We start from the raw sequence: 18229 nt of genomic DNA, 5'->3' as shown, positions 1-18229 counted from the left end.
GGACCACCAGCGCAGGAGGAGCATATGGGCGAGGCTGTCGAAAGCAGGGCCGTGGAGCTCGATATCCGCGGCAAGAAGCGCATCTTCGACGTCGACGATCCGGTCCTGCCGGACTGGGTGGACGACCACGCGCTGGAATCCGGCGAATTTCCCTACAAGAAGAAACTCAACGAGGAGGATTATCTGGAGCAGCTCACAAAACTGCAGGTCGAACTCGTCAAGGTGCAGTTCTGGCTGCAGGCGACCGGCAAGCGGGTGATGGCGCTGTTCGAGGGGCGCGACGCGGCAGGCAAGGGCGGCGCGATCTCGGCCTCCTCCGCACATATGAACCCGCGCCTTGCCCGCGTCGTCGCGCTCGCCAAGCCGACCGAGCGCGAGCAGGGGCAATGGTATTTCCAGCGTTATGTCGCACAGTTCCCGACCGCAGGCGAATTCGTGCTGTTCGACCGTTCCTGGTACAACCGCGCCGGCGTCGAGCCGGTCATGGGTTTCTGCACGCCGCAGCAATATGAAGGCTTCCTCAAACAGGCGCCGCAGCTCGAAAAGATCATTGCCCATGAGGGGATCTTCTTCTTCAAATTCTATCTCGATATCGGCCGCGAGATGCAGCTCAAGCGTTTCCACGATCGCAGGCACGATCCGCTGAAAGTCTGGAAGCTGTCGTCGATGGACATCGCGGCGCTGGCGAAATGGGGCGATTACAGCGAAAAGCGCGACCGCATGCTGAAGGAAACCCATACGGATTTCGCGCCATGGACCGTCATTCGCGCCAACGACAAGCGGCGTGCAAGGCTGCAGCTCATCCGTCACATGCTCAACCGGATGGATTATGACGGCAAGGACGAGGCGGCGCTCGGCGCCATCGATAAGGAGATCATCGGCTCGGGCCCCGGCTTCCTGAAATAGATCGCCTGCCGCGTCACTGCCCCGGCAGGATGCGGATGGCGAAGAGGTTGATGCCGCGCGCCTTGCCGTCGAGATCGCTGTTGATCACAAGGGTGCCCGGCGAATTCGGGGCGAGCGAGCGGTCGAACTTCACCTGCAGCAGCGCATCCGACTTCTCGCGCGTGACGCTGAAGCGATGGCGGGCGCAATTGCCCAGCGACTGGAAATCGCATTCGACTGTCACCTGCGTCGGCTCGTCGGTGGTCGATTGCAGCGTCAGCGCGATGGTCGAGGATTTGCCGGCAAGCTGCTGCAGCACAGAGGCGGGAACACTGACCGAAATATTGCCGTCAGCCGCACCGCTTTCGGAAATCAGGCGCACGGCGGGGCCGTCATTCTCGGTGATGTTTTCGGTGCGGGCCCGCGGGCCGCTTGTGATCTTGTCGGCTTCATCGGGCTTGAACACCGGGATCCAATCGGACGAAAAGCTGTTCTGCGGATCGATGGTCACCGGCTGATCGGTATGGGTGGCGGCATTGCCGGCGCTGTCGTCGTTGCCGGTGAAATCCTCCGGCTGGGTGCTGGCCGGCGGATTGGCGACGCTGGTGTCGCGCTCGACCGCCGTCAGGAGCAGGCCCGACGTATAGGCCCACCAGGCGCCGATGCCGATGAAGGCGAGCAGCACGCACCACACGAGAAGCCTCGAAAAGAACTTGCGCGGCTTGCGGCGGCCGGCGGCCCGCTCCGGACGGAAATCCATGTTGGCGGCGCGCTGGCCGCGCTGCAGCCGCTCGTCGCCAACCGGGGCGGCGGAGAGATGATCGGCAGTGCTCGCATGCACATCGTCGAGCCTCGACTCGTCGCTGCGGTGCATGATCACTTCGGGAGCACGGATTTCGCCGACCGCCACCGGGCTGTCGATCAGGCTGTCGATATCGGCCACATCCCCTCGGTGAGCCGGCGGCGGCATATCGACGACAGGCGGCACCGGCACTTCCGGCGGTCTCTGGCGAGGGTGAAGACGGTCTCGCTCCTCGCTTTCGATGGCGTGGATGGTGGTTTCCAGACGATGGCGATGATGGGCGACGGCCTCGGCATCGGTGATATCCTGCTTGCGCAGGCCGGCTTCCAGCGCCTGGCGGGCCGATTGGTAGATCCTCGCTCGAACCTCCGGATTGTCGCGATCGGCATTTTCGAGCGCTGTTCTGATGGCCGTTTCTAATCCGCTCACGTCAAGTCCTTCACTTCGAACCCGGCATCGAACTGCCGTCCCTGCCGTTCTCTATCAAAATTCGGTAGCGGCAAGCGCGGCAAACCGCAAGCCTTGCAGCCCCGTTAGCCGTTGATCGGCGGCGATAATCGCCAGCTTTCACGGCTTCCGGGCCTTGCCCTTTTATTCATGCGCAGCTGATATATCGGGTTGAAATCGACGAAGGCATGGCGGCTGCTCTTTTATCGGCTTTTCTTCTCTGTTATGAGATTGACGTTTTCGTAAACGTCAATGCGAGCGGTGAACTATGGCCCTGCCCCCGATCCTCAAGGACAAACTCAGACTGCCGGTGATCGGCTCGCCGCTCTTCATCATCTCGCATCCGGCGCTGACGCTGGCGCAATGCAAGGCGGGCGTCATCGGCGCCTTTCCGGCGCTGAACGCCCGACCGGAAAGCCAGCTTGACGAATGGCTGGCCGAGATCACCGAGGAACTCGCCCGCCACGACGCCGCCCATCCGGAAAGTCAGGCCGCGCCCTTTGCCGTCAACCAGATCGTCCACATGTCGAACAAGCGGCTGGAGCACGACCTCTCGCTCTGCGTCAAATACAAGGTGCCGATCGTCATCTCCTCGCTCGGCGCCGTGCCGGAGGTCAACGCCGCCGTGCATTCCTATGGCGGCATCGTGCTGCACGACATTATCAATAACCGCCACGCCCATTCGGCGATCCGCAAGGGCGCGGACGGGCTGATTGCGGTGGCCTCGGGCGCCGGCGGCCATGCCGGCACGCTGTCGCCCTTCGCGCTCGTCCAGGAAATCCGCGAATGGTTCGAAGGGCCGCTGCTGCTTGCCGGCGCGATCGCGACCGGCGGCGCCATCCTGGCCGCCGAAGCCATGGGCGCCGACATGGCCTATATCGGCTCGCCCTTCATCGCAACAGAGGAAGCGCGCGCCGCGCCCGCCTACAAGCAGGCGATCGTCGACGGTGCCGCTAGCGACATCGTCTACTCCAACTATTTCACCGGCGTGCACGGCAACTATCTCAAGCCCTCGATCGTCGCCGCCGGCATGGACCCCGACAACCTGCCCGTCGCCGACCCCTCGAAGATGGATTTCGAGCAAGCCACCGGCGGCGCCAAGGCCTGGAAGGACATATGGGGCAGCGGCCAGGGCATCGGCGCCGTCAAGGCGGTGGAGCCGGTGGCCAATGTCGTCGACCGGCTGGAGGCCGAATACAAGGCCGCCCGCACGCGGCTCGCGCTCTGAGGGTCTTCCACACCCTGCCCTCTTTTTTGCCAAAGGCATGACAGGGTGCTTGAAATCTTCAGACAATGCCTGTATCAGCGCCATGCAAATCGCAGGCCGCACGCTTCGGCCGCCAAATGCCGCTTTAGCTCAGTCGGTAGAGCACATCATTCGTAATGATGGGGTCACGTGTTCGAGTCACGTAAGCGGCACCATTTTTCTTCAAAATCAAAGACTTTATCCCGGCTTGGCGGGACATTCCGGTGAGACATTTCTTTGCAGAGCCCTTTCCGCATTCTCAAGTCGCGGCTTTGTTCCCCATCCGCGGACCCAGCTGAAGCAGGTGCGTGCCATGCTGAACTGTAGGAGGAGCCATAGTAATACGCTTCTAGTTTTACCTAAGCATAGCTATAAAAAGCAGGAGACTATCGACTCATCTTCCTCCGCCCGCTCTACTTATGAATCATAGAACTCTAGAAGAAGACCACTTAGCGAATCGACTCTTCCAACCTTCTATGCTTAAATCACAACATGAGGGCAATAAGCGAGGCGGCCGCTTTACTGCAAAGAGAACTTGGGAACTGGTGGCAGGATGATCGTCGCCACTGGTGCGCTTATTGCGGCATCCCGATGCGACGCAGGTTCGGGCCAGGCCGACCGCTTCCCGACACCAAGGCGACCCGTGATCATGTTGTACCGAAGGTGCACGGAAGCGGCGGCCTCACGATTCCGGCCTGCTTGGGATGCAACCGATCCAAAGGTGCTTTGTCACTTGCGGAGTTTCTTTGCAGCCCTCACTTCGCCGAGGTGCTTCGCCGAAAACACCGCAATAAATGGCCTCTGCGTGATCTATGGTTGGCGTCGGCGCTGGCGTCGATCCAACAAGCCGAAAGAGTGCTGAAGCCGCTTGTGGCGAGCGAAATAGCAAACTCGCCGATCAATAGGGTTGACGCGCCCGTGCGCCAAGACGGCTCAAGAAGTAACGGACGAAACAATGGCGAAGTAGGCCCAGAGACTCGATGAGGTAGCGGCTGGAGGAGCCCATCCGCTGCGGCTCTATGTCGCCACCTGCCTCTGTTGCGTCAGGCGCCTGCCGACCGACTGACCGGGCAGCTCGATGAACTTGTAGCCCATGAAGGACAAGACATAGACGGCGGGGATGGTGACGATCAGCGTCACCAGCCAGCGAGCGGGATTGCTGAGGTCGGTATTGCCGATCAGCCAGGCGATCACCGGCTGCATGATGAGCAGGTGAATGAGATAGGCCCCGAACGAAAGTTCCCCGAGGTTTCGGAAGAAGGTGTTGCCGAGCACCGAATTGACCGAGCGCGAATAATCGCCGGCGGAACCCGGGAAACGATCCGCGTGCACCAGGACAAAGAACAGCACCACGATCCCCACGCGCACAGTTTCGTGCAGCACAGTCACGTCGCCGCCGAGAGGGATGAGGACCAGCAGAGCCGAAATCGCGAAAGCGAGGTAAGCTCTGCCCTGCGACATCCACAATGCGCCCGCCAGCAGCATGCCGGCGGCGAAGATGTGCATTTTCATCGGCAGAAACGACGGCATCGGGAAGCGAAAGCCCAGATGATGGACCACCCAGGCGGCAATGACCGCCAGGCCGACGGTGACGAGCATGCCCTTCAGCCAGCCCAGCCGCCCGAGAACGATCATGATGAAGGGCAAAGCCGCATAGAACTGCATTTCCAGGCCGATGCTCCAATCGGGCAGCGCCGTACGGAAGGCGTGAGCCGGGGACAAGCCGAACAGGAAGGAGAGATGCATCAGGTAATTGGTCAGGCTATCGTCCAGATAGCGGGATGCGGCTTGCGCCGGATTGCCGTTGAACGCATCGATGACCATCCTTGCCTGATAGATCTCGGACCCGGCGATGAGCGCAACCACCAGCATGACGTAATAGAGCGGTGCGATGCGGAAGAAGCGACGCGCCCAGAAGACCGCCCATGTTTGCGGGCTCTCCCATGGCTCCCTGCCCTTCCGCCGCTGATAGTGAAACACCATCAGGAAGCCGGAGAGCATGATGAACAGGTCGACCCCGAGCTCCGGATCTCCGATAATCGGCACCTTGAATCCCGTCAGGATGTGCGCATGGCCGATCAGCACCCATAGCGCCGCCAAACCACGCAAACCATCCAGACATTCGATGCGTCTGCCGCCTTTCATCGCGTCCATGAGATACCTCTATCCATTCGTATCCGCGGGCAGGGTTAGCATCTTCGACGGCAACCGGATAGTGTCGAGCGGATTTTAATGCGCTGCGGCACAACTTGTGCGGGTCGACAGTCGATGCAGGCCGGGTGGCGTCAGGCTGTCCGCCGCGTCCTTTCGACTGCGAAATATCGGACGGAACATGCCGCTCCCGAGCAGGTTTCTCCCTTGAGACAATAAGGATGGAGAAGACCATGTCCTGCAAACTCATCGCAATATCCCTCCTTTCGATCGGTCTTGCCGGCTCGGCTCTGGCCCAGACAGCCGGTGGGGCGAATTCCAGCGGGCGGCTTTCGGTGGCGCCCATTATCGGCGGCTCGGGCAATACAGGCTCGGGTTCAACTGGTAGCGGCTCCGTCGGTACGGGGTCGACCGGCAGCGGTTCCATCGGCACCGATCCCGGCACGACAGGCAGCACCACCGGCAATGGCGGCGTCGATCTCAACAGCGGCCGCGGCACGATCAATCCGGGCGGCGTCAATCCGGATCTCCAGCAGACCCCGGGCTGCACCGACGGCAGCAGTTCGATGAGCGAGGCATGCCAGCGGTGAGAAATGGCGCCCCCTGCCGACAGAATGAAGGCCCGGCCGTGATGGCGCCGAGCTTTCATTTCAACTGCCGCCGGTGACGTCGCGCAAAATGACAGCCGCCAATGAGAATTGCTTTACCGGCCGGCGTTCCGGTCGTACAAGGCAGCATCCCTCCGCACATGGCAATCGCCACACCCAGCCAGCCTGCCGATATCTCCGGCGTCCGCGGAGCACCCGAAGAGGACCGTCATGTCGAATGCAGCGCATCGCTCGAACCGCGTGCTTGTCGTCGCGACCATCATGGTGGCGACATTCATGGTTGCCATCGAGGCGACGATCGTGGCGACCGCAATGCCGCGCATCGTCGGGCAGCTCGGCGGCTTTTCCTATTACAGCTGGGTGTTTTCGGCCTTCCTGCTGGCGCAATCGACGACGACGGTCATCTACGGCAAGCTTTCGGATATTTTCGGACGCAAGCCGGTATTGATCGGCGGCATCCTGATCTTCCTCGCCGGCTCTTTGCTCTGCGGCTTTGCCTGGTCGATGATGTCGCTGGTGCTGTTCCGGCTGCTGCAGGGGCTCGGTGCGGGCGCCATCCAGCCGGTGACGATGACGATCATCGGCGATCTCTTCAAGCTCGAGGAACGCGGCCGCGTGCAGGGGGCGATGGCGACCGTCTGGGCGACCTCGGCCGTGGTCGGGCCGCTTGCCGGCGGCATCATCGTCGACACCTTCTCCTGGGCCTGGATCTTCTGGATCAACCTGCCGATCGGCATCGTCTCGATCATCGCCTTCATGATCTTCCTGAAGGAGGACGTTGCGCATAAACAGGCGAGGATCGATTACCTCGGATCGGTGCTGTTTTCGATTTCGATCGTCGCCCTGCTCATCATGCTGACGGAAACCGATGCGAGCGCCTGGATCCTGCTGTCGCTTTTCGCCGTCTTCGTGGTCTCGGGGTTGTTCTTCCTCGCCCAGGAGAGGCGGGCGCCGGAGCCGATCATTTCTATCGCCCTCTGGAGCCGCCGGCTGATCGCGACCAGCAATGCCGCCACCCTGCTTGCCGGCATGGCGCTGATCGGGCTTTCCACCATCCTGCCGATCTACGTGCAGGGCGTGCTCGGGCGTTCGCCTGTTGTCGCCGGCTTCACGCTGACCATGCTCATCGTCGGCTGGCCCCTGGCGGTGATGCTCTCCAGCCGCTTTTACCGGGCCTTCGGCATTCGCCGCACGCTGCGCGTCGGCAGCCTGATGTTTCCGTTCGGCGCCTGCTTCCTGTTGTTCCTGACGCCTGAAAGCTCGCCGGTTCTTGCCGGCGCCGGCTCCTTTTTCATGGGCTTCGGCATGGGCCTGATCAGCCTGACGAGCATCGTGCTGGTGCAGGACAGCGTCGAATGGTCGATGCGCGGCAGCGCGACGGCCTCGATCATCTTCGCCCGCAGCCTCGGCAATACGCTCGGCGCCACCGTGCTCGGCGCCATTCTCAATGCCGGCATCGGCCATTATGCGAGCGGCGAAACGGCGGCAGCCCTTCATAAGGCGCTGAACCAGCCGACCGGGCTCTCGGCCCTCGCCGCCGATCCGGCGATCCGCAGCATCTTCGACGCGGCGCTGCACTGGAGCTTCTGGGGCGTGGTCGTCGTCGCTGTGCTGACCTTCTTCACCACCTGGCTGATCCCGGTCGGCCACCGCCAGACGCGCGAAGAGCCGGCGGTGGCAAGCGAGGCGGCCTCGCATTGATAAGGTTGCTCCTCAGGGGAAGCGCCTGGCAGTTTGTTGACAACGTCTCCTCCGTCATGCTCGGCCTTGTGCCGAGCATCTGAGCACCGCAATTGCTTGGCATGACTCATTTATTTTCAGATACTTAATTGGACGCGTGCAGATCCTCGGCACAAGGCCGAGGATGACGTCGCGGGTATCCAAGCACCTACGGAAAAGCCGCTTCGCGCCTTTCGTGGGATCGCCTTAGCGGCGGTTGTCCAAAACGCGCAGGATCAAGTTTCGTCTTCCCTTGCGCGGGACGAGATCGATATCGCTGACGAGCTTGGCGCCGCCCTCGCGCCGTTCCAAGGTGATCTTGCGGCTGTGGAAGGCTTCAAGTTCGGCGCGATGTGCCACGCTGATGATGGTCGCCGCCGGCAATTCGTCGATCACCATCTCCATCATCCTGTCCTGGCTCTTCTCGTCGAGTGCCGAGGTCGCTTCGTCGAGCACGATGATATCGGGGGTATGCAGCAGCAGCCGTGCGAAGGCGAGCCGCTGCTTTTCGCCGCCCGACAGGATCTGGTCCCATGGCGCCTCTTCCTCGATCTTCTCGCTCAGATAATCCAGCCCCACCTTGGCAAGGGCGGCCTTGATTTCCTCCGGCGTCCAGCTGTCGGCGGCGCGGGGGTAAGCCACTGCGCGGCGAAGCGTGCCGGAGGGGATATAGGGCCGCTGCGGCAACATGAACAAGCGCCGGTCACCGTGGAAATCGACGCTGCCGTGACCCCAGGGCCAAAGACCGGCGATGGCGCGCACCAGCGTGCTCTTGCCCGAGCCGGATTCGCCTGCCACCAGCACCCGCTCGCCCGGCGCGATCTCGACCTGGGTTTCCTTGACCACCGCGGTGCCGTCATCGAGAGACACCGCGAGATCGTTCAAATTCAGGATTGTATTGTCCTTGGTTTCACCGTGCCTGATGCGTCCCAGGGCGTCGCTCTGTTCGGCGCGCTCGAGTCCGTCGAGCGACATCATCAGCGAGGCGACGCGTCGCGCGCAGGCGTTCCAGTCGGCAAGACGCGGGTAGTTGTCGACCAGCCATCCGAACGCCGTCTGAACGATGGCGAAGGCGGAGGCAGCCTGCATGACCTCGCCAAGCGTCATGCCGCCGGCGAGAAATTTCGGCGCGCATAGCAGGAGCGGCACAACAGGAGCAATCAGCATCGACCCGTGCGAAACGAAGGTCGTTCGCATGTGCTGGCGCGCAAGCAGCGCCCATTGCTTCAGCACATTGGAAAATGTCTTGTCGAGGTCGCTACGCTCCTCTTCCTCGCCGCCGAGCAGGGCGATGCTCTCGCCGTTTTCGCGCACACGGGTCAACGTGTAGCGAAGCTCGGCCTCCACCTGGTTCTTGACCTCCGAGACCTGGACGAAATGGCGGCCGATGACCGCGATCACGGTTGAGGTGATCACGGCATAGAGAACCGCGGTGACGACGAGAAAACCGGGGATGGTGATGGTCGACCCGGCGACCGGCAGCGTGAGCGCTCCGCCGATCGTCCACAGCACGACGATGAAGGTCGAGGCCGACAGAAAGGCGGCGATGACGCCGGCGATGAAATCGACCGGCGCTTCGGTGGCGATCCGCAAATCCTCCGAGAGGCGCGCCTCAGGATTCTTGTGGTCGCCGCCGATGAGGTTCAGCTGATAATAACGACCGTTGGCCAGCCAGCGCGTGATCACCGCCTTCGTCAGCCAGGAGCGCCAGCGGCGCTGGATCATCATGCGAACATAGACTTGCGCGGTGACAAGCGCGACGCTTCCGAGCACAAGCGGCACGAAGACGGCGCTGAGATAATAGACGGTGCCGGCGTCGTGTCGCTCTATAGCGTCGAAGATACCGCGGTTCCAGCGATTGATCCCATACTGGAAGCCGACATTCATGCAGATCATCATCAACAGACCGATCGAGCACGGCCAGGCAAACCTGTCGCCGCTGCGGCCCCAGTAACGGCGGGCGCTGATCCAGAAACGCCTCAGTAAATATCGCTTGCGCGCCTGCTCGGCCTCCTCGGGCGTGAGCTTCTGACTTGGTTCGATGACATCTGGCGGCGGCGCGACCTCGACAGTCGATACCTTCTCCTGGCGCGACTTCTCGGCACCGCCCTGCTCGGTGCCGTCGACCGATTTCGGTTTGATTTTAACGTCGGTCATAAGCACGATAACGGCTTACAAATCAGAAGGTTTCATGGCACCGGCGCCGACGTGGCGCGCGCATGAAGATGACGTCTGCCGACATAGGCGGCTCAGGCGTTGTCGCTCATAGTCTGCGGCAGAGACTGCAGCAGGGTCTGGCGAGCGGAGCGCAGGTGGACGCGGCAGGCTTTGCCGATCGCTGCCTGGTCGCCGGATTCCAGTGCGGCGATATAATCCAGATGTTCGTGGATGGCGCGCTCGTTGCGCTCGCGGGCGGCGGTCTTGTTCCACTGGTAGTGATAGTGGAAGATGATAGCGATCGCGTCGTAGAAATCGGCGATGAAGCGGTTCTTCGAAGCGCGGTGGATCAGCAGGTGGAAGCGCTCGTCGAGGACGGAGAAGTCCTTGAAACGCTGGTTGATGTCGGCAAGCATGGAAAGATGCTCCTCGCGCATGGCGGCAAGATCGATCCACGCTTGATTGTCCTTGGGAAGCCGGCCGAACTCGGCAGCCGAATGCAGCTCGAACATTTCGCGGACATCGGCAAGCTCGAGCGCGAATTCGCGCGTAAAACCCTTCAGCGTCCAATGGCTGTTCGGCCGCTTTTCAATCAGTCCGAAGCGGGAGAAGCGGATCAGAAATTCGCGCACGCTCGTCGTGCCGGTGCCGATCTCGCGGGCAAGCTCCAGCTCATTGATCTGCATGCCGGGCGCGGCATCGTCGGCAAGGATGCGCCGCATGAAGCTGCGCTCGATGATGTCATGCAGCGAATCCGTCTCTTCGGAGGGAAAGAGGTCGCGGTCGGTGGGCTCGCGCAGCACGATCTTCTGACGTTTGTTCCAGCGGATGATGCCTTCGTCGCTGAGGCGGGTGAGGATGGCGCGCGCGGTGGAACGGCTGACGCCGAGCTGGGCGGCGATCTCCGGTTCCGACGGCAACGAGGTATCCGTGCGCAGGGCCGCGGCATACCTGTTGTAGGCTTCCTTGAAGACCGTATTCTGCCTTGCCATCAGATCCCCCGCTTTCCGCCCGCGTGCCGGGATTTCCGTTCACGCTTCAACAGCGAAACGGCGCCCGACCGGAGCTTGTTGAAAAAACCATTAGCGTATTTCCGATCGTCTGCGGCGCATTGCCTCCCTCGTCCACAGGATCAATATTCCCGTTGACTTGAAAATGTTTATTGTAGATAAAAAACAAAATCAATCGCATTCGCCGATGCAGCGAGCGTTTCCTTCAGGGAGAAGAGATTGGACAAACAGCCTTGGATCATCCTGTCGGCCGGCGACAATGTCGCGGTCGCAACGGCCGCCATCGCCGAGGGCTCGACGGTTGCCGGCATTGCAGCCCGCCAGAAGATCGAGCCGGGCCACAAGGTGGCGATCGCCGATATTCCGCTCGGCTCCGCCGTGGTGAAATACGGACAGGCGATCGGCCGCACCACCGCCGAGGTCAAGGCCGGGGACCATGTGCACAGCCATAATCTGCATTTCGAAAACGACCGGCTGGCCGCCACCGCCAATTCGGCGCCGGAGACGGCGACGGCCGAAGACAAGGCGCGCACCTTCATGGGCTATCGCCGCGCCGACGGGCGGGCGGCGACGCGCAACTATATCGGCATCATCGCCAGCGTGAACTGTTCCACCACCGTCTGCCGGGCGATCGCCGACGAGGCGAACCGGACGATCCTGCCGCATTATGACGGCATCGATGGCTTCGTGCCGATCGTGCATGACCAAGGCTGCGGCATGAGCTCCACCGGCGACGGCATGAATGTGCTGCACCGCACGCTTGCCGGCTATACCAGACATGTCAATTTCGGCGGCGTGCTGATGATCGGCCTCGGCTGCGAGGTCAACCAGCTGACGCTTTACGGCCAGAGTGGTGCGGGCGCCTCGAAACGGCATTTCAACATCCAGGACGCCGGCGGTTCGCGCCGTGCGGTCGAGCGCGCCATGGGCGTGCTGCGCGAGATCGCCGCCGATGTCGGCAAGGAGAAGCGGGTGCCGATCTCGATCGGCGAGATCATCATCGGACTGCAATGCGGCGGTTCGGACGGCTTTTCCGGCATCACCGCCAATCCGGCGCTCGGCGTCGCCGCCGATCTCCTGGCGGCGGCCGGCGGCACGGCGATCCTGTCGGAGACCTCGGAAATCTATGGTGCCGAACATCTGCTGCGCAGCCGCGCCGTCAGCGACGAGGTGGCGAGAAAGCTCGACGAGAAAATCGCCTGGTGGGAAGACTATGTCGCCCTGCACGGCGCCTCGCTCGACAACAACCCGTCGCCCGGCAACAAGCGCGGCGGTCTCACCACCATCCTGGAAAAGTCGCTCGGCGCGGTTGCCAAGGGTGGCCGCTCGCCGCTGACGGCGGTTTACGGTTATGCCGAGAGGGTGACAGCCGCCGGCCTGGTCTTCATGGATACCCCCGGCTATGACCCGGTCTCTGCGACCGGCCAGGTGGCCGGCGGGGCGAACATGATCGCCTTTACAACAGGGCGCGGCAGCTGCTTCGGCTGCCGGCCGGCGCCGTCGCTGAAGCTTTCGAGCAATTCGGCTCTCTACGCCTCGATGGAGGAGGATATGGACATCGATTGCGGCACGATCGCGACGGGTGATGCGACGATCAGCGGCAAGGGCCGCGAAATCTTCGATCTGATCGTCGACACGGCCTCCGGCAAGAAGACCAAGAGCGAGATCTTCGGTTACGGCGATAACGAATTCGTGCCTTGGCATCTCGGCGCAACGCTCTAGATTGCGATGCTAAGCTTTTGTTTTTATGCAATTCCCGAGGGGGCATGATGAAGACGAGACGGATCGGCAAGACCGGGCTTGAGGTGACCGAAATCAGCTACGGCGCAGCTCCACTGGGTGGTCTCTACCGCGATTGCCCGCGCGAGCAGGCGATGGAAACGCTGCAAGCCGCCTGGGACAGTGGCATCCGCTATTTCGACGTCGCTCCCTGGTACGGCCTCGGCCTTGCCGAACGACGCGTCGGCGATTTCCTGCGCGACCAGCCGGACGGCGCTTACGTGCTGTCCACCAAGGTCGGCCGGCTGCTTCGGCCGGTGCCGACGGGGACTGTGCCGGATTACAGCTATGTCAATCCGCTCTCCTTCGATGCCGATTACGACTATTCCTATGACGGCATCATGCGCTCGGTCGAGTTCAGCTATGCCCGTCTCGGCCTCAACCGCATCGATATTCTCTATGTGCACGATATCGGCGTCTATACGCATGGGGCGGCAAAGAACGCGGTCTATCAGAAGCAGCTGCTCGATTCCGGCGTGAAGGCGTTGGAAGAGCTGAAGTCTTCCGGGGCGATCTCCGCCTTCGGCCTCGGCGTCAACGAAGTGCCCGTCTGCCTCGACGTCATGCGCCATGCCGATCTCGACTGCATTCTGCTTGCCGGCCGCTACACGCTGCTCGACCGCTCCGCAGTGGAGGAACTCCTGCCGCTCTGCCGGCAGAAGGGCACCTCGCTCGTGGTCGGCGGCGTCTTCAACTCCGGCATTCTCGCCACCGGTCCGGTGCCGGGCTCGCATTTCGACTATATGCCGGCCGATGCGGACGTGCTTGCCAAGGTCGGCGCCATGGAGGCGATCGCCAAGCGTCACGGCGTGCCGCTCGCGGCCGCCGCCATGCAGTTTCCGCTGCGCGATCCCCTCGTCGCCTCGGTGCTGATCGGCACCGCCAAGCCGTCGAGCCTGACCCGCAACATGGAAATCGTCGAGCCGCCGCTTGCAGAGGGCATCTTTACCGAATTCGAGCCCTATACGCTCACCGCGCCGCCGCTCGGCGCCGAAGCGGTCCGAGTCTGAGGAGACAACTATGCTGAGGGGTATTCATCCGCTGCTCGGTCCCGACCTGCTCCATGCCCTGAAGACGATGGGGCATGGCGACGACATCGTTATCGCAGACGCCAATTTCCCCGCGGGCTCGATGGGCCCGCCGGTCATCCGCGCCGACGGCGTCAGCGCCACAGCGATGGCCGAAGCTATCCTGACACATATGCCGCTCGACACCTTCGTGCCGGAAACGGCATGGCGGATGGAGGTGGTCGGCGACCCGCAGGCCGTGCCCGAAGTCTGCGCCGAGTTCCAGCAGATCGTTTCGAAGCGCGCCGGCGATTTTTCGATTGTCCCGGTCGAGCGCTTCGCCTTTTATGCGATGGCGCGCAAGGCTGCCTACATCGTCGCGACCACCGAATTCCGGCTGTACGGCAACTTGATTTTGAAAAAGGGCGTCGTGCATCCGCATGAGGTCGATTTCACCTGATAGCTATTTTAGGCTATCGTTGTATTGAAATGAAATCAGATGCTTGGGAGGAGTTTTTCGGAGCAAAAAAGCGCAATTGACGCTCTTGCAATTTGATTGCTCCTCGGCTAGCTTCTGCCTGCAAATGTTTTTTATCGATAAAAACCCTCCGCCAGCGTTCAGCGGTCCGGTTTATTGGAGGAGAACGCATCCTGAGAGGAGAACCCTTATGAGCATCGTGAAATCCATTCTGTCGCGTCGCGCCTTTACCGCGCTCGCGGGTGCCGCCGTCATCGCCACGGCGATGCCGGTCACGTCCTTTGCCGCCGATGTGACGATCCCGATCATCGTCAAGGACACGACGTCCTTCTACTGGCAGATCGTTCTGGCCGGCGCTCGCAAGGCGGGCAAGGATCTCGGCGTCAACGTGCCGGAACTCGGCGCCCAGGCAGAATCCGACATCAACGGCCAGATCAGCATTCTCGAGAACGCCGTCGCCGGCAAGCCGGCCGCCATCGTCATTTCGCCGACCGAATTCAAGGCGCTCGGCAAGCCGATCGATGAAGCCGCCAAGTCGGTTCCGATCATCGGCATCGATTCGGGCGCCGACTCCAAGGCGTTCAAGTCGTTCCTGACGACCGACAACGTCCAGGGCGGCCGCATCGCCGCCGACGGCCTTGCCGCTGCCATCAAGGAGATGACCGGCAAGGAAGAAGGCGACATCGTCATCCTGACCAATCTTCCCGGCGTCGGCTCGCTGGAGCAGCGCCGCGAAGGCTTCCTGGATCAGATCAAGACCAAGCATCCCGGCCTGAAGGTCATCGCCGACAAGTATGGCGACGGCCAGGCGACGACCGGCCTCAACATGATGACTGACCTGATCACCGCCAACCCGAAGCTCGTCGGCGTCTTCGCCTCGAACCTCATCCTGGCGCAGGGCGTTGGCCAGGCGATCGCCGAAAACAAGCTCGGCGACAAGATCAAGGTGATCGGCTTCGACAGCGACGACAAGACGGTCGGCTTCCTCAAGGATGGCGCCATTGCCGGCCTCGTCGTTCAGGACCCCTATCGCATGGGCTATGACGGCATCAAGACCGCGCTTGCCGTCTCCAAGGGCGAGAAGGTTCCGGAAAATGTTGATACCGGCGCTAACCTCGTGACCAAGGCTAATATGGCCGATCCGAAGATCGATGCGCTGCTGAACCCGAAGATCAAGTAATAGAACAAGATGGCCGCGCCGGGTCAAAAACCGGCGCGGCTTTTTTCATCCATGGTATGATTCACCCGGGATGGAGCGAGAGACGACAAGAGGAGGAGAGGTCCATGATCGGACTGGAAGAGGTCAGTCATCGCCATGATGACAGCGCCACGCTGAAAGAAGCCAATCGCATTCCCACCGGGTCGCCTATCCTCGAACTCAAAGGCCTGCAGAAGAATTACGGTCATGTGCAGGCGCTGAAACCGGCGACGCTGACCTTCCTGGCGGGAGAGATCCACGCCATCGTCGGCGAAAACGGCGCCGGCAAATCTACCCTGATCAAATTGCTCACCGGCGTCATCACCCGCACGGCCGGCGAGGTGTTGTGGTGCGGTCACCCGGTGGGGCTGTCGACGCCGAACGAGGCGATCGCCCGCGGCATCAACGCCGTCCACCAGGAAGTGGTGCTCTGCCCACACCTGACAGTCGCCGCCAATCTCTTCCTCGGCGACGAGGTCAACCGCTACGGCCTGATGCGCAAGAAGCAGATGGAGAAGATGGGCCAGGCCGTGCTCGACGATCTCGGCTTCGGCCTGCCGGCCGGCGCGCTTCTCAGTTCGCTGACGATCGGCCAGCAGCAGCTGGTGGCAACGGCGCGCGCGGCGATGCGCGGCACGCAGTTCCTGATCTTCGACGAACCCACCGCCTATCTCACCCGCCAGGAATCGGCGCAGCTTTTCAAGCTGATCCGCCGCCTGCAGGGCGAAGGCGTCACGATCGTCTATATCAGCCATCGCATGGAGGAGGTCTTCGAACTGGCCGACCGTGTCTCGGTGCTGCGCGACGGCACGCATGTCGGCACCCGGCTGATCGGCGAGACCAACGATGCCGAGCTGATCGCTTTGATGATCAACCGCTCGATCGAGCAGATCTACCATAAGGAAGAGATCGCCTTCGGCGAGACGATCGTCGAGGTCAAAGGGCTTTCGGGTCCGGGCTTCGAGGACGTGTCGCTCAGCGTCAAATCAGGACAGATCGTCGGCCTCTATGGCCTGATCGGTGCCGGACGTAGCGAATTTGCGCTCGGCCTTTATGGGCGCCAGCCGACAAGCGCCGGCGAAATCCACTGGATGGGCAAGCGCGTCGACATCCGGAACGAACGCACCGCGATGGAGCTCGGCATTGCTCTGGCGCCGGAAAGCCGGCGCGACCAGGGGCTCTGCCTCAATCAGTCGATCGGCCTCAATATCAACCTGCCGGTCTTCGGGCGCCTCAGCCACGGGCCGGTCATCAACCATGCGCGGGAATCGGCGAATGCCGACAATCAGATCCGCAATCTCAGCATCAAGACGCCGAGCCGGCGCGTTCCGGCCTCCAGCATGTCGGGCGGTAACCAGCAGAAGATCGTCATTGGCAAGTGGCTAAGCCACGGCGCCAGGCTGTTCATCTTCGACGAACCCACGGTCGGCGTCGACGTCGGCACCAAGGCTGAGATCTACCGGCTGTTCGCCAAGCTTCTGAAGGAGGGCGCCGGCATCATCCTGATCTCCTCCTATCTGCCCGAGGTCTACGAATTGGCCGACCGGCTGCACGTCTTCCGCGGCGGCAGGATCGTCGCCAGCCATGATTATCACGCGGCGACGCATGAAGAAGTGCTCAGCGAAGCGATCGGCGTCTGAGCACGAGACAACAAAGAGATAGAGCATTTCCGCGGTTCGGAAAAAAACGGAAAGGCTCTAAGAGGGAGAAAATTCATGACTGCCACCCCCACCGAAATCGTCGCGCCGCCGCCGCGCCGGAAAATGAACATCCTGTTCGGCCTGACGCTGATCGGGCTCTTGATCTTCCTCTGGGTCGTGCTTGGGCTGGTCACCCCGAGCTTCTGGACGCCGCTCAACATCTCGAACCTGCTGCGTCAGGGGGCGATGACGGCGATTCTGGCGCTCGGCCAGACCTTCGTCATTATCACCGCCGGCATCGATCTGTCGGTCGGCGCCATCGTCGGCTTCTGCACCGTCATCATCGCCTGGCTCCTGCAGGCCGGCGTGCCGCTCTGGGGCGCTATCGTGCTGACGCTCGCCATCGGTGTGGCGATCGGCGCCTTCCACGGCTTCGGCATCGTGCATATGGGCCTGCCGCCGTTCATCATCACGCTGGCAACGCTGACGTCGCTGCGCGGCATCGGCCTGCTGATCACCAACGGCTCGACGATCAGCATCACCGACGAGAGTTTCAGCAATTTCGCGCGGGCCGATTTCCTCAGCATTCCGAGCCTGTTCTGGATGGTCATCCTGGTGGCGGTGCCTTCCTTCGTCTTCCTGCATTTGAGCCGCTGGGGCCGCTATCTCTTCGCGGTCGGCTCGAATGCGGAAGCGGCGCGCCTTTCCGGCGTCAACGTCAAGGGCATGATCTATCTCGCCTATATCCTCTCGGCCGGCTTTGCCGCCTTCGTCGGCGTGCTGCTCGCCTCGCGCATCGCAATCGGCAATGCGACACAGGCCGACGGCTGGGAACTGCAGGCGATCGCCTCCTCCGTTATCGGCGGCACCAGCCTGTTCGGGGCGGTCGGCTCCGTGCACGGCCCGTTGATCGGCGCCTTCATTCTCGCCACCATCAACAACGGCGCCAACCTTCTGAACGTCAATTCCTTCTGGCAGCGCATCATCACCGGTCTGTTGATCATCGTGATCGTGTTCTTCGACCAGTTGCGCCGCCGCAAGAGCAATTGAGAAACACAGCGAAGCCGGTCGGACAGGCCGGCTTCTTCAATTTCCAGGAATG

General features: G+C 62.0%; 14 protein-coding genes and 1 tRNA gene. 11 read left to right on the top strand and 4 right to left on the bottom strand.

Annotated features, from left to right (window positions below; translation table 11 throughout):
- Positions 1 to 24 precede the first annotated feature (24 nt).
- The gene (ppk2, locus tag Tal182_RS02745) at positions 25 to 906 is read left to right on the top strand and encodes a polyphosphate kinase 2 (protein ID WP_085857992.1); all 882 of its coding nucleotides are present in this window, start codon (positions 25 to 27) and stop codon (positions 904 to 906) included.
- Positions 907 to 919: 13 nt separating this feature from the next.
- On the opposite strand, the gene Tal182_RS02740 is transcribed toward ppk2, so the two are convergent.
- Positions 920 to 2116: a regulator gene (locus tag Tal182_RS02740; protein WP_085857991.1), complete on the bottom strand. Its 1197-nt coding sequence runs from the start codon at positions 2114 to 2116 to the stop codon at positions 920 to 922.
- Between the two features lie 286 nt (positions 2117 to 2402).
- On the opposite strand from Tal182_RS02740, the gene Tal182_RS02735 reads away from it, so the two are divergent.
- Entirely contained in the window at positions 2403 to 3362 is a 960-nt protein-coding gene (locus tag Tal182_RS02735) for a nitronate monooxygenase family protein (protein WP_085857990.1), read from the top strand.
- Positions 3363 to 3480: 118 nt separating this feature from the next.
- A tRNA-Thr gene (locus Tal182_RS02730) sits at positions 3481 to 3556 on the top strand.
- Between the two features lie 841 nt (positions 3557 to 4397).
- On the opposite strand, the gene Tal182_RS02725 is transcribed toward Tal182_RS02730, so the two are convergent.
- Positions 4398 to 5534: an acyltransferase gene (locus tag Tal182_RS02725; protein ID WP_085857989.1), complete on the bottom strand. Its 1137-nt coding sequence runs from the start codon at positions 5532 to 5534 to the stop codon at positions 4398 to 4400.
- Positions 5535 to 5764: 230 nt separating this feature from the next.
- Between Tal182_RS02725 and Tal182_RS02720 the strand changes: the two genes are divergently transcribed.
- Positions 5765 to 6121 carry a hypothetical protein gene (locus tag Tal182_RS02720; protein WP_085860784.1) on the top strand — a complete coding sequence of 119 codons (357 nt, stop codon included), beginning with the start codon at positions 5765 to 5767 and terminating at the stop codon, positions 6119 to 6121.
- 228 nt (positions 6122 to 6349) lie between these two features.
- Entirely contained in the window at positions 6350 to 7840 is a 1491-nt protein-coding gene (locus Tal182_RS02715; protein WP_085857988.1) for an MDR family MFS transporter, read from the top strand.
- A gap of 225 nt (positions 7841 to 8065) precedes the next feature.
- Here the strand turns inward: Tal182_RS02715 and Tal182_RS02710 are convergent, their stop codons facing one another.
- On the bottom strand, positions 8066 to 10015 hold the full coding sequence (locus tag Tal182_RS02710; protein ID WP_085857987.1) for an ABC transporter ATP-binding protein/permease: 1950 nt from the start codon (positions 10013 to 10015) through the stop codon (positions 8066 to 8068).
- A gap of 92 nt (positions 10016 to 10107) precedes the next feature.
- Positions 10108 to 11007: a GntR family transcriptional regulator gene (locus Tal182_RS02705; RefSeq protein ID WP_085857986.1), complete on the bottom strand. Its 900-nt coding sequence runs from the start codon at positions 11005 to 11007 to the stop codon at positions 10108 to 10110.
- A 237-nt stretch (positions 11008 to 11244) separates the two neighbouring features.
- On the opposite strand from Tal182_RS02705, the gene Tal182_RS02700 reads away from it, so the two are divergent.
- The 6 genes from Tal182_RS02700 (at position 11245) to Tal182_RS02675 (ending at position 18177) form a co-directional block, all read left to right on the top strand.
- Positions 11245 to 12747: an altronate dehydratase family protein gene (locus Tal182_RS02700; RefSeq protein ID WP_085857985.1), complete on the top strand. Its 1503-nt coding sequence runs from the start codon at positions 11245 to 11247 to the stop codon at positions 12745 to 12747.
- Positions 12748 to 12794: 47 nt separating this feature from the next.
- A complete protein-coding gene (locus Tal182_RS02695) occupies positions 12795 to 13814 on the top strand; it encodes an aldo/keto reductase (protein ID WP_085860783.1) in 1020 nt (339 codons plus the stop codon).
- A 10-nt stretch (positions 13815 to 13824) separates the two neighbouring features.
- Positions 13825 to 14271: an RbsD/FucU domain-containing protein gene (locus Tal182_RS02690; RefSeq protein ID WP_064809505.1), complete on the top strand. Its 447-nt coding sequence runs from the start codon at positions 13825 to 13827 to the stop codon at positions 14269 to 14271.
- Positions 14272 to 14479: 208 nt separating this feature from the next.
- A complete protein-coding gene (locus Tal182_RS02685; protein WP_064809504.1) occupies positions 14480 to 15469 on the top strand; it encodes an ABC transporter substrate-binding protein in 990 nt (329 codons plus the stop codon).
- Between the two features lie 104 nt (positions 15470 to 15573).
- On the top strand, positions 15574 to 17127 hold the full coding sequence (locus Tal182_RS02680) for a sugar ABC transporter ATP-binding protein (protein WP_064800530.1): 1554 nt from the start codon (positions 15574 to 15576) through the stop codon (positions 17125 to 17127).
- Between the two features lie 75 nt (positions 17128 to 17202).
- Entirely contained in the window at positions 17203 to 18177 is a 975-nt protein-coding gene (locus Tal182_RS02675) for an ABC transporter permease (RefSeq protein WP_003570656.1), read from the top strand.
- Positions 18178 to 18229: the final 52 nt, after the last annotated feature.

The organism is Rhizobium sp. TAL182, assembly GCF_002117725.1.
Lineage (GTDB): Bacteria > Pseudomonadota > Alphaproteobacteria > Rhizobiales > Rhizobiaceae > Rhizobium > Rhizobium esperanzae.
Note: the sequence above shows the minus strand (reverse complement) of the source record. Positions and strands in the feature narration are given on the sequence as shown.